Annotated in this window: 10 protein-coding genes; 5 read left to right on the top strand and 5 right to left on the bottom strand. The window is 45.5% G+C overall.

From position 1 onward, the window contains the following. Window position 1: 1 nt before the first annotated feature. The 3 genes from sufC to NSQ50_RS08545 all read right to left on the bottom strand — a co-directional run bounded on the left by sufC (window position 2) and on the right by NSQ50_RS08545 (window position 2,068). The gene (gene sufC / locus NSQ50_RS08555) at window positions 2–784 is read right to left on the bottom strand and encodes a Fe-S cluster assembly ATPase SufC (RefSeq protein ID WP_036684347.1); all 783 of its coding nucleotides are present in this window, start codon (window positions 782–784) and stop codon (window positions 2–4) included. 280 nt (window positions 785–1,064) lie between these two features. Continuing rightward, entirely contained in the window at window positions 1,065–1,526 is a 462-nt protein-coding gene (locus NSQ50_RS08550) for a Dps family protein (RefSeq protein WP_036684350.1), read from the bottom strand. Window positions 1,527–1,765: 239 nt separating this feature from the next. Continuing rightward, entirely contained in the window at window positions 1,766–2,068 is a 303-nt protein-coding gene (locus NSQ50_RS08545) for a YunC family protein (protein ID WP_036684352.1), read from the bottom strand. Between the two features lie 214 nt (window positions 2,069–2,282). Between NSQ50_RS08545 and NSQ50_RS08540 the strand changes: the two genes are divergently transcribed. Further along, the gene (locus NSQ50_RS08540) at window positions 2,283–2,810 is read left to right on the top strand and encodes a hypothetical protein (protein ID WP_036684355.1); all 528 of its coding nucleotides are present in this window, start codon (window positions 2,283–2,285) and stop codon (window positions 2,808–2,810) included. A 78-nt stretch (window positions 2,811–2,888) separates the two neighbouring features. On the opposite strand, the gene NSQ50_RS08535 is transcribed toward NSQ50_RS08540, so the two are convergent. Then, a complete protein-coding gene (locus tag NSQ50_RS08535) occupies window positions 2,889–3,272 on the bottom strand; it encodes a DUF423 domain-containing protein (protein ID WP_076124773.1) in 384 nt (127 codons plus the stop codon). A gap of 170 nt (window positions 3,273–3,442) precedes the next feature. Between NSQ50_RS08535 and NSQ50_RS08530 the strand changes: the two genes are divergently transcribed. Further along, window positions 3,443–3,904 (top strand): hypothetical protein, encoded by a 462-nt coding sequence (locus tag NSQ50_RS08530; RefSeq protein WP_076124771.1) that lies wholly within the window; start codon window positions 3,443–3,445, stop codon window positions 3,902–3,904. An 822-nt stretch (window positions 3,905–4,726) separates the two neighbouring features. Here the strand turns inward: NSQ50_RS08530 and NSQ50_RS08525 are convergent. After that, entirely contained in the window at window positions 4,727–5,215 is a 489-nt protein-coding gene (locus tag NSQ50_RS08525) for a hypothetical protein (protein WP_036684361.1), read from the bottom strand. A 200-nt stretch (window positions 5,216–5,415) separates the two neighbouring features. Between NSQ50_RS08525 and NSQ50_RS08520 the strand changes: the two genes are divergently transcribed. From NSQ50_RS08520 to NSQ50_RS08510, 3 genes are all read left to right on the top strand, one after another. Then, window positions 5,416–6,060, top strand: a complete 645-nt coding sequence (locus NSQ50_RS08520; RefSeq protein WP_051491334.1) for a methyltransferase domain-containing protein — start codon at window positions 5,416–5,418, stop codon at window positions 6,058–6,060. A gap of 118 nt (window positions 6,061–6,178) precedes the next feature. Continuing rightward, window positions 6,179–12,916 carry a DUF7507 domain-containing protein gene (locus NSQ50_RS08515; RefSeq protein ID WP_143760510.1) on the top strand — a complete coding sequence of 2,246 codons (6,738 nt, stop codon included), beginning with the start codon at window positions 6,179–6,181 and terminating at the stop codon, window positions 12,914–12,916. After that, window positions 12,913–14,598, top strand: a complete 1,686-nt coding sequence (locus NSQ50_RS08510) for a DUF11 domain-containing protein (RefSeq protein ID WP_038569580.1) — start codon at window positions 12,913–12,915, stop codon at window positions 14,596–14,598. The genes NSQ50_RS08515 and NSQ50_RS08510 overlap by 4 nt, the downstream gene beginning before the upstream one ends. The last annotated feature ends 39 nt before the right edge of the window (window positions 14,599–14,637 follow it).

The raw sequence follows: 14,637 nt of genomic DNA, 5'->3' as shown, positions 1-14,637 counted from the left end.
CTTACGCTTCTTGCCCTACAGTTTCATCTTCAATTCCAAGTTCTTCTTTAATCCATTCATAACCCTCTGCTTCCAGACGCTGTGCAAGCTCTGGACCACCGGATTTCACGATTCTACCTTGCATCATAACGTGAACATAATCAGGTTTGATGTAGTTCAAAAGACGTTGATAGTGGGTAATAACTAAGAAGCCGCGTTCTTCGCTCCGCATGGAGTTTACGCCTTCAGCTACAATTTTCAAAGCATCAATATCAAGACCGGAGTCAATTTCGTCCAAGATCACGATTTTTGGATCCAGCATCATCATTTGTAGAATTTCATTACGTTTCTTCTCACCACCGGAGAAGCCTTCGTTCAAGTAACGGTGTAAAAACTCAGGGTTCATATCTAGTTCTTTCATCTTTGCTTCCATTTGGCGAATAAAACGAATCAACGAGATTTCGCTTCCCTCTTCACGACGGGAATTAATGGCAGAACGCAAGAAGTCGGAGTTAGTTACTCCAGAGATTTCGCTTGGATATTGCATTGCAAGGAAAAGACCTGCACGTGCGCGTTCATCAACAGCCATCTCCAGAAGATCTTCACCATCAAGAGTTGCAGTTCCATCAGTTACTTCGTATTTAGGATGACCCATTAGCGCCGAAGCCAAAGTACTTTTACCTGTACCGTTTGGTCCCATGATGGCGTGAATTTCGCCACCTTTCATTTGAAGGTTAATCCCCTTCAAAATTTCTTTTCCCTCAATCGTCGCTTTAAGACCCTCAATGACAAATTCTGCTGCCATAATATTATTCCCTCCATTGATCGATTTGCGAAATCAAAAGTTGTATTGAAACAGGATAATCCTGATTCCCAGCACAATTAGATTTTCTATCACATTATAATTATTATAAATTGAATCACAATGATTATCAATGATTCTCACTAATTTTATATCAAACCTTGTTTTTTTACAAATTTCTCTTTAGCTAATCACTTGTGACTCAGAGAAGATTTTCATTAAGTATAAGACTAACGCAAAAATAAGACTTCCCGCAGGAAGCCTTATTCAAACTGCTTAATGATTAGCTAAGAAATGAACGTAGCATCCATTGGTGTTTCTCCAGATCACTACGGATTTTAATGAACATATCTGAGGTTGGCTGATCCTTGGTTTCTTCGGCAAGCTCGATGCCTTCTGTCAGCTCTTCAGAGATGGTGGCGAAGTCTTCAATCAGAGACTGAACCATTCCCCGTGTATCTTCCTTACCTGTAGCTTCTTGAATTGTAGCTAATTCCAAATATTCTTTCAATGTTGCTGCCGGACTGCCTTTGATGGTTAGCAAGCGTTCTGCTACTTCATCCATGTGAAGGGTTACCTCATTATATAATTCCTCAAATTTCACATGAAGGGAGAAAAACTGTTCTCCTTTGACATACCAATGAAAGTTATGAATTTTTACGTACAAGACATTTAAGTTAGCAACCTGACGATTCATGATCTGTTCCAGTGAAGTTGTATTTACTTTATTCGATGCTTTAGCCATGAGATGATCCCTACCTTATCCATTATATTTACCGGTTACTATTTCCTTCGTCCGGTAGTAACTTGTCTATTCTTAATTTACCCTTTTACCTGTAATACGAAACAAGGAGAAGCCTTCCATAACACCTTTATTTGTTCTAGCATTAGCATAGACACACCCGATTATGCTTAAATGTGAATACTTGCACACAAACAAAAAGGGCCTAAGCCCCGTTTGTTTGGAATTGTTAAATTTTCCGGTCAGACCATAAGAAGTAACGCTTCCGCACCCGTCATACCTGGTACGATGCCAAGACTCTCTGCTTCTATCGTTACAGACTCCAACGGGGCAGCTAAAAGCTGGGCAAGCGTCCGTACACCCACCGCACGAGCTGCGATGATATGCCGGTCACTAAGTGTTTCATTGAGGAGACCGACATCCAGTGCACCGCACATAATATAACCTCGGTTCGTGCTGATGGAGAGCAGTGTAGTTTTGGGAAGCTTAACCTCTACCCCGATCAGCGTATGTTCACCTACTGTAATAGGCTCCATAGTAACCAATAGCAGCACCTCCTTTTTTTCACTATCCACGTTGTATATGTATGCTAATTTTCCTGTGGGTGTGCTGACGGTAGTCCTATGCCTAGTATAAAATGCAGTATAATAGTCCCTATTCCAGTAGTCCTGGGTATATGAATATTGCATGTTTAATGTTATAGTTAATTACATTCCTGTAACCATTCAGAGATGTTCTAAACGAAAAGCTGGGGGATTTATGGACGAGAAACTACAACGCACAGACGGCAATTATTTATTTAACGTCGACATCCTGATTAATGCCCGTACCAACCCGCTTGCACTGCAATTTCTGCTCGAAATGTTGAACAATAATGACCATATCACAGATTTCAACATTAACTCCGGTCTTGAATTAGGGAGAACCATTGACAGCTTGCTACGCTCCGCTAAACTAGCTTTGAATCAAAACTCTGCTCCTCCCATTTCATTAAAGCTGCCTCCAAAATCTACGAAGAAGCAGCTGGATACACCGATAAAAAAACAGGCAGAAACGCCTGCACAGCAAACGGCCATTGAGACGCCAGCTGATGCATACGGGAAGATTCGTCAGTATATTCAGAATAATCAATTGGTACGTTTACGAGCGAACCGGTACGGGAAACAAGTGTCCATGCCCTGTCGTATTTTAAACTTTGATGAAGCAGCCAACTCTATAAGTGTCTACCATGTGGATGAGAAGCAGGTGTACAGCTTTAATCTAAATGAAATCGACGAGTTTCTGTAAGCGCATGCGTTACAAGCCAATAAGCACCCTCCCTCATTGGGGAACAGGTGCTTATTGGTCTTTCTTTTTTTTTAACAACTAAGACGACGTTTTACGTGAAAATCCCTCTATCGCAAGGCATAACCAGCCAATTATAAAGCATACCCCACCGATAGGTGTAATCGCTCCTAGCACCTTAATTCCGGAGATACTCAGAACATACAAACTGCCAGAGAACAAAATGGTACCTGCAATTAACAATCGGCCCGCCCAACGTAATCGGACACTTTCGCCCCATTGGCCCACAGCCAGTGCGATGAGAATTACCCCCAGCGCATGTACCAAGTGATACTGCACACCAGTCTCATATACCTTCATATAGTCTTCACTAATCACTGGTTTTAGTAGATGGGCACCGAAAGCACCAATTCCTACTGCCAGCATTGCTAGCACAGCCCCCCAGGCCATAAATTTCCGTTGCAAATGATTACACCCCCTTAATTTTAGACTCATTCTATCATAACGTAATGCCAGTTCCTATTTCCAGCAGTCATTTTTTATTTTGCCTCATTCAGGGGTTGCTTTTTTAGCATCAATATGAAAAAGTGGATATTAACAACATTTTCATTCTAATCTCTCAAGGAGTGCAAACCATGGACTTAAATTCTCTGTCAAAATCAGACGTACCTGCGGCAGAGGTGGGAAATCCCAACCCTCATCCGGATTACCCAAGCGCTGATTTATCATCTACGCATCAAAAAGTAGAACATGATCTTCAACATTCTGGACCTGGTATTGCTTCATTCATTATCTGTCTCGTGTCGATCATCGGCTACGCAGCCATCTTTATCTCTATTATAATGAAGTCTTCTTCACTGGTTAATGAGAATTCTGAACTATTAAGCCAGTCCTCGCAATTCATAATGCTTCTAGGATTAACGGTTATTATTTTAGCTGCTCTTAATGTAATCGGAGTAGTCATCGGCATCATTGGGCTTTCCATTCGGAAACGTCGCAAGGTGTTTGGCATTATTGGTACGATTGTTAATGGTGTTATTATCTTACTCTTTATGCTGCTTATTACAACCTTCCTAGTCAATGCTGGAACGCTTTAAGCTTATTTTAAACATGTTAACTTCATTAAAAAGGGTATCCCAACAACTTTGAGCTGTTGTGGGGATACCCTCATTTTATGTATGAAGCTAAAATCTGCATCGGGGAGTCCTCATCGTCATCCGCGGCTTGCGGACTCAGATGACGTTATTTACGGATTTTCGCCCTTTGGAGCAGAGTTTCGGACCCCAGTGACGCTATTGCATCGAAAAAGGATCCTAGTGGGCGCTTTTCATGGCAATAGCTGCGATGGGGTCCGATAGTAATTCAAATATCGGAAAAAGCTGCGTTTAAGGGCCGCTGGGTCCGATGATACTAATTCCTATGGTACTAATTCCGATGGTACTAATTCCGATGATGCTAATTCCGATAATGCTAATTCCGATAATGCTGGATCCTATCCCTCATCCGCGGCTTGCGGACTCAGATGGCGTTATTTACGTTTTTTACGCCTTTGGAGCACAGTTTCGGACCCCAGTGACGCTATTGCATCGAAAAAGGATCCTATTGGGCGCTTTTCATGGCAATAGCTGCGATGGGGTCCGATAGTAATTCAAATATCGAAAAAAGCTGCGTATAAGGGCCGCTGGGTCCGATGATGCTGAGTCCAATATAGGGGCTACCAGTTCCGTTAGTGGGGCTACTAGTTCCGTTAGTGGGGCTACTAGATCCATAGTGATGCAGCTAGGTATGCGTACTGTGATCGACCAAACAAAGTTTAGTGTTTTGAGCAAGAACTATGCTTAAAAAATACGAGGGCGTCCCAGCAACCACTATATGATTGCTGAGACACCCTCTATTAATTTGCAAATCAATACATTCAATTATTTTGCTAGAGCCAGCTTTGTCAGCACACGCTGCTTGACGGACGGATCGCCCTCCACTGCTTTTTCCACATATTCAATAACTACGGAATCATCCGAATTCAAAGTGTCGAGTATGCTCTCCATTCCAGCTGAAATCTCAAAAGCGGTTGGACCTTCTTTTGTCGCAATCTCAACGGAATGACTATCAATTTGTCCGATATAAACGGCTGTCATTTTTATTGTTTTACCTTCAGCTTTTGGAGTAGAACTAGGTTTAGCTGTGCTCGGATTTTCGGTTGGTGTGGCTGTACTTGGGTTCTCAGTGGGTACGGGAGTGCTTGGAGCTTCTGTAGGCTCAGCAGTGCTTGCGCTCTCGGTTGGTGTTGGAGAAGGTGTTGCAGTCGGTTCTCCTGAAGTCTGTGCCGAATTATTCCCACCGCAAGCGGTTAAGGCAAATGTTAAGGCAGCAATCGCTGCTATGGCGGGTAATGAACGTTGTTTTTTCATGTTGAGTGCCTCCTCTATGTGGCGATTATTTTCAAAGTCATCTTCATAAGTATACTCCTATAACGTTAACCACTCTATGAAAGTTTCATATGAAGTAATTTTAGATAACTTCCAGCTTCTATTAGGCATCCGTCGGATGCAGGCTACAGCGGTATTAATACAATAGTGTGAGCCTGATTTATCCCAAAGGAGTGAGCCCCTTGAGAATCGATATCGGCTGTGGATCTAATAAGGAAGCAGGTTATCTCGGGATCGATCGGATCGCGGGTCCTGATGTAGATATTGTCTGTGACATTTGCCAAGAGATTCCTCTCCCTGACAATAGTGCTGAGTTTGTTATGGCTAGCCGTGTACTGCCTTATGTGGACAATTTATTCGCAGCCCTGTCGGAAATTCACAGAATTAGCATCCATAAAGCAGTTGTTTGCATCCTAGCACCCTATGCCCACAGCTTTGCCCATATGTCCAACCCTGCCTTCAAGCAGAAGTTTGACGAATATACCCCCCGGCATTTTACAGGATCCTTCTTCCAGCCTCCATCCGGTCCAGTTTGCCCAGCTATTCCAGACTACCCTGTACCCGCACCACCCTTCGATTATCGGTTGCTGCGGATGGAGTTATTCTATCAGCATCCTTATGAAGATCCGCTTTACGAAACTGAAGAACTAGAAATACTAAAGACCCTTCAAGCAAATGTAGTGCATGAAATCATGTACCATTTTGTCGTAGTCAAGCACAATATCAACGATCAGGAGTTAGAGCTGATGAGCAGAAGCCATTATCCTGAACCTCATGTTCTTGTCGAACGAAGACTTAAATCACAAAACAGACATTTTTTTCTATAATTTTAAGATGGGACATACACTAATACCCATTTTGTGTCATAGGCTAACATACAGGTATTAACTGTGCCATCCTAGTTATAGGACGGCACACTTTTGATCAAAACCAACCTCGAAGGAGGTGAGAATCATCCCACTAGTCGTACGGGCAACGATCAATGCGACCGGTGCTATCACATTTACCGGCAACACGCTTGGACTTAGCCGCTCCGATACGATCGGAGTGCCAGGGACACTAGACAGCATCGGTGGCTTTACTACTGTTAATACTTCATCAACATTTGGTACCTATCCTAGCGGAACTACTAGTCTTTATACAAGCAACAGTTCAGCAGCCATACTGGTCCTACCCTCAGGCAGTACCGTACTGTATGCGGAGCTAATCTGGGGCGGTACCTATATTAACGGAAATGTAAACCTTAGTTCGGCCATTAACAACCCTGTCTCCTTCATAACCCCTGCCGGCACTACATTCAGTGTTACTCCTGATTCAGCAACGAGCAACGTAGTCGATTTGGGAGGTGGTGCATCAGCATATGTTCGTTCCGCCAACGTGACCAGCATTATCCAACAAGGCGGTGCCGGCACCTACACCACTGGCGGTGTAGTGGGTACGATTGTTATCCCTAGTGATTCTACAGCCAACCATGCGGGCTGGACGCTGGGTGTAATCTACCAAAATACAGCCTTACCTTTTCGCAATATGTCCCTTCGGGCAGGTGCAATACTTGTACAGGCAAACTCAGCTCCGGTATCCACTACAATAACTGGATTTGCCACACCCATTACTGGTGCGCTTGGCGGCAGAGCGTTATTCAGCGCGCAGGAGGGGGATGCCAACCGTTCGGGGGATCAGGCATTATTTGGTCCAACCTCTGCTACACTTGTTGCTTTATCGGGACCTAATAACTTTGCCAACAACTTTTTTGCATCGCAGATTAACAATGATGCAGGTAACCTAAACACAACGGGTACCTTTGGAAACCGCAACCAAATAAACGGAAATCCAGGAACCAACATTATCGGTGGTCGCCAAGGCTGGGATATTACCAATGTTGACGTCTCCGCACGGCTGATAAACAATCAATCTTCAGCCGTATTACAATTAACCACCTCAGGCGATGCTTATGTACTCAACGGTAATGCCATACAGGTTGATATCAATGCTCCAAAAATAAACCTCACTAAAAGCGCTAATGTAGCCGGCCCCATAGTCGGTGATACGGTAACTTATACGGTGACTGTCAGTAATACAGGAACAGCGGGAGCAGCAAGTGTCGTTTTATCAGATGCGCTGCCGGCAGGATCCACTTTTGTAACTGGAAGCGTAGTTGTTGCTGGTGTCTCCAGACCTACTTTTGATATTACAGCAGGAATCTCACTAGGCTCATTAGCTTTAAGCAGTTCAATAACTGTTACATATCAAGCCAAAGTCACTTCATTACCACCAAGTCCGCAAAATATCGCTAATACCGCTAATGCTGCCTTTACATTTCAAAGTGTAGCCGGAGGCCCTATCATGACCGGGGTCATTCCATCTAATACAGTAACCTTACCTGTATATTCACCCGTCCTTAACATTGTGAAATCAGCCAGTACTACCAATGCTACGGTTGGAGATCAGATCACCTATACCCTTCAAATCACTAACACAGGAAATATCGGCGCGGTAACAACACTTACAGATAATATTCCTTCAGGCAGCTCTTATGTCGCAGGTAGCTTCACCGTCAATGGAAATCCTATCGCCGGTAACCCTGCCACAGGGATTGCTATCGGTACGGTTGCCGCCGGTGGCAGTTCTACTGTTCAATTTCGGGTCATCGTGAATAGCCTACCTTCTCCGCCACAGCTGGTCGACCAAGCAAGCGCCGCTTATACGTTTCAAGTTCCAGATGGGCGAACAGTAGCTGGATCTGCCTCGTCCAACATTTTGTCTATTCCAGTTAGAACACCTAATGTTACCGTAGTCAAAAGCGCTGGATTCGCCGACGTAACTGTCGGAGATATACTACTCTACACCTCTGTAATCAGCAACAACGGAATTGCAGCAGTTACCAACGTTTCACTCTCAGATACCATCCCTGCGAGTACATCGCTGGTCCCCGGAAGTGTTACCGTCGCCGGTGTGTCACAACCCTCAGCTAATCCTGGAACAGGGATTTCTGTCGGTACCATCGCTCCAGGAAGCTCCGTCGCCGTCACTTTTCAGGTCAACGTTATCTCATTACCCAGCCCCGCTCAGCTATTGAATAAATCTAGCGCCTCTTTTAGCTCGGGTGCTTTTACTGGCATTTCAGTCTCAAACACGACGACAACTCCCGTGTATCAGCCTGTAATCCAAATTGCAAAAAGCTCGAACGTTTCCAGTGCAACTGTAGGCGGCAATATTCTTTATACGTTAAATGTGCAGAATTCTGGAAATATTGGGGCGGCTGTAACCCTGAGCGACAATATCCCTTCAGGGAGTGCCTTTGTCTCGGGAAGTGTAACTGTTAACGGTGTTACTAGACCTGCTGACTCTCCACTTACGGGGATTAATTTAGGTACTTTAGCTTCAGGGGCAGCTGTTCCTGTGACCTTTCTTGTCTCTGTGCAATCTATACCTACTCCACCTGTTTTGAATAATCAAGGAAGCAGCAGTTACACCTACCAATTGCCAAGTGGAAGATCATTATCCGGGACCAGTCTGTCCAATACCCTAACCATTCCGGTCTCCGCTCCTAACATTACACTAACCAAAACTGCAAACCTGACTAATGTAGCGGTTGGAGAAAATCTGACTTATTCAGTCGTAGTGTCCAACCCAAGCAGCGTCGCTGTCACCAACGTCGTTGTCTCTGACCTTATTCCTACGGGGGGAGCTTTTGTAGCAGGCAGTGTGACTGTCAACGGTTCGACGGTAGCAGCGGCTAACCCAAGTACAGGTATAGCAATCGGAAGTATCGCCGCGGGCAGCTCTGTCACGGTGTCTTTTAGAGTGAATGTCGCTACCTTGCCAAGTCCAGCACAGTTTACAAACAGAGCCATCGCCTCCTTCACCTCTGGGGCGTTCACCGGTTCTTCGCTCTCAAACACGATAGTAACACCTGTATTTCAGCCCATCCTTAGTATGGTCAAAAGTGCCAATGCAGCACAGGCATCTGTAGGGGGATCTCTCTCATACTCCATCCTGATCAGCAACACCGGGAATATTGCAGCTACTCTATTAGTAACTGATATCCTGCCACCCCAAGCCGTGTTTGACACGAATAGTGTAATTATTGGAGGAACGCCTTTGCCCGGATATAATCCGGCAACTGGCATTCCAGTAGGACCGCTCGCTCCAGGTGACAGTGTCACCGTAAGTTTTCTGGTCACGATCACAGCACTGCCTCCATCACAAGTATTGCTGAACTCTGCTTCAGCGACATATAATTTCACCCTTCCAGACGGGCGTCAGCTCGGTGGAAATGTAGTGTCCAATACGCTCTCTGTCCCAGTGTCTGCCCCTAACGTCAGTGTTGTAAAAAGCGTAAACGCTGCTACTGCTGTTACTGGTGATATCCTTACCTTTACCTCTGTATTGACCAACAACAGTATTGCAACAGTAAGCAATATCATTCTCAGCGATCCTCTGCCTGAGAATGTAGCTTTCATTCCCGGAACCGTAATTGTAAGTGGCACTCCCCTGCCGCTAGCAGTTCCGTCCGCCGGCATTCCAATCGGTAGTTTGAGCCCTGGCGCCACAGCTACCGTAACATTCGAGGTGAGGATAACAATGCCGATACCATCACAGATTAACAATCAGTCGTCTGTCAGTTTTACATCCGGTGTATTCTCCGGTTCTTCTTCATCTAATATCACAACTACACCAGTTATTCAGCCCCAAATCTCCTTATTAAAAAGTGCCGCTGATGGAGACGGCGATTTCGATGCTTTAGTTGTCGGTGATTCTGTCATCTACACAGTGCTTGTTAGCAACACAGGTAATCTGGCTGCAAATCTTACGCTAACTGATAACATTCCAGCAGGTACAGTTTTTGTTCCTAATAGTGTCATTGTAGGTGGCATGCCTCAACCCGGATCAGCCCCTGATACAGGGATAGCTGTAGGAAATGTCGCTCCTGGTGCCAGTATTGCAGTCAGCTTCACCGTTGATATCATCTCCCTGCCAACACCTCAGCAGATTAGTAATCAGGCTTCTGCAAGCTTTACCTTTACTCCGCCTGACGGTAGACCGTTATCTGGGACTGCGGTGTCTAACACTGTAACTTTACAAGTCTCTGCTCCTAACATTGTCGTTACCAAGAGCACTACTTCAACATCAGTTGCTGTTGGTGAAACGGTCACTTACAACGTCAATATAACTAATAATGGTATAGAATCTGTTACTAGCGTCTTACTCAATGATCCTACACCGGTAGGGAGTACTTTTGTAACAGGCAGCGTGTCTGTCAACGGAGTTCCATTCCCGAACTTGAATCCTGCTTCGGGGATATCTATCGGTACTCTAGCAGCTGGTGCATCAGCGCTGGTTACCTACAGTGTTACTGTTATCTCCGTCCCTCCTACAGCTTCACTCATCAATCAGGCATCCGTTACCTTCACTTCAGGCGTTATTTCAAGCTCCACTTTTTCTAATACTGTTACAGTCCCTGTGTTCCAGCCGAACATTGCCGTAGTCAAGAGTGCTAGTACAGCCAATGCCACGGTTGGCGATTCCGTTAGCTACACACTGACAGTGAGTAACACAGGAAACTATGCTGCTAATTTAACACTGACGGATAATATTCCCGCAGGTACCACTTTCGTTCCGAATAGTGTGCTCATCAACGGCCTCCCTTTAGCGCAAGCGGATCCTTCCACCGGAATTGCAGCTGGAATAATACAGCCTGGAGGAACGACCGTAGTCATTTTCACGGTTGACATCACTTCATTGCCTAGTCCTCAGCAACTGGTCAATCAAGGAACCGCAGCATACAGCTTCACCTTACCCGACGGACGTACACTTAATGGGTCTGCACTCTCTAACACCGTCACTATTCCGGTCTCCTCACCTAATATTGCTGTAGTTAAAACTACAACCACAACATCAACTACAGTCGGTGACACTATTACTTATTCCATAGCTTTAACTAATAACGGGATTGCCACTGTAAATAATGTGGTCTTCACAGACGCCCTTCCTGCCGGCACCACCTTTGTGACAGGCAGCGTGCTTGTGGACGGTGTGCCTCGCACAGGAGTTAGCCCAGCTATTGGAGTGACCCTAGGCAGCATAGCACCCGGTGTAACCGTAACTGTTGCTTTTACCGTAAATGTAGTTTCACTGCCGCCTACTGGATTGTTAAATAATCAGTCAACAGTCAGCTTCACCTCAGGTGTTGTCTCAAATGTAGCCTTCTCAAATATCGTCACGACGCCTGTCTATCTGCCTATCCTTGCAGCAGCAAAAAGCTCCAATTCAGTCAATGCTACCGTTGGGGATACGATTACTTATACTATAAATGTGACCAACACAGGTAACTACGGAGCTTTAGCAACCCTGAGTGACACCATTCCAGCGGGTACAACGTTTATTCCAAACAGTGTACTCATTCAAGGCGCTCCTGCTCCAGGAGCAGACCCAGCTGCCGGGATCTCACTGGGGGTAATCTCCGCGAATGGAAGCCTGTCTGTAATGTTCTCAGTGCTTATCACAACATTGCCGGCAAGCCAACAGCTGCTCAATCAAGCTTCCGTCGCGTTTGCATACACACTTCCAGATGGACGGACATTTAACAATTCGATCAATTCCAATACAACAACAATCTCAGTATCCTCACCGAACGTTATCGTCACTAAATCTTCGACAGCTACCGATGCCGTTGTTGGGGATACCATCACTTATAACTTCACTGTTACCAACAGCGGAATAGCAAATATCAGTAACGTTAACCTCAGTGATCCAATACCTGCAGGCTCTAGCTTTGTCGCTGGCAGTGTGACCGTAGATGGCACTCCACGCCCTAGCGCCAACCCAGCGAACGGGATCTCGCTCGGTACACTTGCACCGGGAGCATCTTTCCAAGTCTCGTTCAACACGATTGTCAATGTGCTTCCTAATCCTGCAACGCTTAGTAATCAGGCTTCCGTCAGTTTCACCTCCGGCGCATTCTCAGGATCTTCTTTCTCAAATACACTTGTTATTCTGGTATATCAACCTATCATTGTAGTTGTCAAAGGGGCGGACAGAACCGCCGCAACTGTCGGAGATACGATTACTTACTCCTTAAATGTGACGAATACTGGTAACCTCATAGCAAATGTAGTTATTACCGATACCATTCCGAACGGAGCTGTCTTTGTTCCAAACAGCGTGCTCGTGAATGGGGTACCACAACCAGGATCAGATCCATCTACTGGCTTAAGCATTGGGGCGGTAGCTCCGGGAAGTACAGTAACAGTAACGATTACCTTACAGGTTACTATTGCGTCCCTGCCTTCACCGCAGCAGTTGGTCAATCAAGCTACAGCAAATTTCACATTCACACCGCCAGATGGACGTTCACTCACGGGCTCCTCTGTCTCAAACGTCCTCATTATCCCTGTATCTTCTCCGGACGTAAGTGTGGTTAAGAGCACTACTTCTATTGATGCGGTTGTTGGCGATATCATTACCTATACGATAGTTGTCACCAACTTAGGGATTTCACCAGTCAATAACGTCATCATGGTTGACCCTATTCCAGCTGGCAGCCAGTTCGTAACGGGAAGTATTACCGTAGATGGAGCCCCTCGTCCTAGTGGCAGTCCGGCTTCGGGAATCGTAATTGGTACAATTGCTGCAGGTGCTTCTTCAACCATTACCTTCCAGGTTCAGGTAGTAGCGTTATGATTCCCGGCTCACGTACCCAACCTGTCGTAACCAATCAATCCATGGTACTCTTCAATTCGGCAGCGGGTGTTGACGGAATTGTCTATTCCAATACCGTTAACACCCCGGTCGTGGGCCCCGTGCTTTCATTGCTGAAGAGTACAGATAAACTCCACGCCTCTTTAGGCGACACTTTGGTGTATACCATTACAGCCAGTAATAATGGAAATACAGATGCTTTTTTGACGGTGTTTGACATTCTTCCAGAAGGTGTATCCTTTATTTCCAACAGTGTGCTCAGAGACGGTGTGCCTCTTCCGGGGGCTACACCGTCTTCAGGCATCCCCCTTGGTTCTATTGCACCGCAGAGTCAAGTGAGCATCGCCTTTCAAGTCGTCATCATTTCCCTGCCGTCTTCCCTAGTGCTGCAAAATAAAGCGCTAGGCCGTTTTTCTTTTTCCACTCCGGAGGGAAGAACCGTTAAGGGTGAGCTTGCGTCTAACTCTGTACTGGTTTCTTTACGCTCCTACCAGCTCTCGACCTCCTTGTCTGCAAGTACTCCGACTTCTTTTATAGGGGATGTAGTCACTTACACCTTGCGGCTTACAAATGAAGGCAACAGCCTTTTAACTCAAATCAACGCAATAATTTCTATTCCGGACGGGGCGGTGTTTATACCGGGGAGTGTCATTGCAGGTGGGATTTATTACCCAGAATCGGACCCGGCGCAGGGGATATTACTCGGTTCGCTGGACACAGACCTAAGCGTTGATATTACTTTTCGTGTCCGAGTAACAGAGTTTTCTCCCTCGTTGGCCTTAACCAACAACGCGGTTGTCACCTATTCAGTCGATGAGCATACAATTATGACCGAAAGTAACACTGCGGTTGTCTCACTTGTCCAAGCGGGGGTCAACATTAGTAAAAAAGTGGATCATGTTACAGCAGCTCCGGGCGATAATTTGAGATATGAGCTTACGGTAACGAACAACGGGAATCTGGCTGTAAATGCAGTCCTAACAGATGCTATACCTTCAGGTACTCTTTTCGTATGGGATAGTGTTCTCTTAAATGGAGTGTTGCAAAAAGGTGCACGACCAGCGGAAGGCATCCAGTTAGGTACTTTAAGAGGCGGAACTACAGCAGTTGTAGTATTTCAAGTGAGTATACCTGCAGCCATTAACATTCATGAAATCGCAGCCGTACAAAACCATGGTAGTGTTCAGTATACCTTTGTGCTTCCAGACGGACGGACCGTACGACAAACCTCTCGTTCCAATACAGTTACCACCTTAGTAGTCACACCTGTCATTTCACTCGTAGTCCATGCAAAACCAACTATTGTAGAAGCAGGAGAGCGAGTCCAATGCTGGATCTCACTAACCAATAGCGGAAATTGGCCTGCGGAAATATCTCTGAATCGGCTAACCCCGGAAAAATGTTTTCTTGATCCCAACAGCATTGTGATTGATGGAGTTCCGAATCCACAATCTTCATTTGCCGGCACCTTGCCGCTGGGGGTAGTTAATGCTGCATCTATGGTTAACATTCATTATTTTGTCCAGGTAAGTGAACAGGTAATGGGTCGTTTCCTTAAGGGCTCCGTGAATGCTCAATACTCTTTCAATATGGATGGACGTGACTACTCTGGCGAAAGTCAATCTAACAGTTATGTGCTGACCGTAGATGAGATCAGTGAATAAGAAATCACATATCCCTCATCCCCATGAATATACTTTAGT

Source organism: Paenibacillus sp. FSL R10-2788 (assembly GCF_038003885.1).
GTDB classification, from domain to species: domain Bacteria; phylum Bacillota; class Bacilli; order Paenibacillales; family Paenibacillaceae; genus Paenibacillus_AQ; species Paenibacillus_AQ odorifer.
Note: the sequence above shows the minus strand (reverse complement) of the source record. Positions and strands in the feature narration are given on the sequence as shown.

Coding starts and splice junctions, on each gene's coding strand:
- NSQ50_RS08550 (WP_036684350.1), bottom strand. CDS start 1,526: ATGGCTAAAGCATCGAATAAAGTAAATACAACTTCACTGGAACAGATC.
- sufC (WP_036684347.1), bottom strand. CDS start 784: ATGGCAGCAGAATTTGTCATTGAGGGTCTTAAAGCGACGATTGAGGGA.
- NSQ50_RS08540 (WP_036684355.1), top strand. CDS start 2,283: ATGGACGAGAAACTACAACGCACAGACGGCAATTATTTATTTAACGTC.
- NSQ50_RS08510 (WP_038569580.1), top strand. CDS start 12,913: ATGATTCCCGGCTCACGTACCCAACCTGTCGTAACCAATCAATCCATG.
- NSQ50_RS08525 (WP_036684361.1), bottom strand. CDS start 5,215: ATGAAAAAACAACGTTCATTACCCGCCATAGCAGCGATTGCTGCCTTA.
- NSQ50_RS08530 (WP_076124771.1), top strand. CDS start 3,443: ATGGACTTAAATTCTCTGTCAAAATCAGACGTACCTGCGGCAGAGGTG.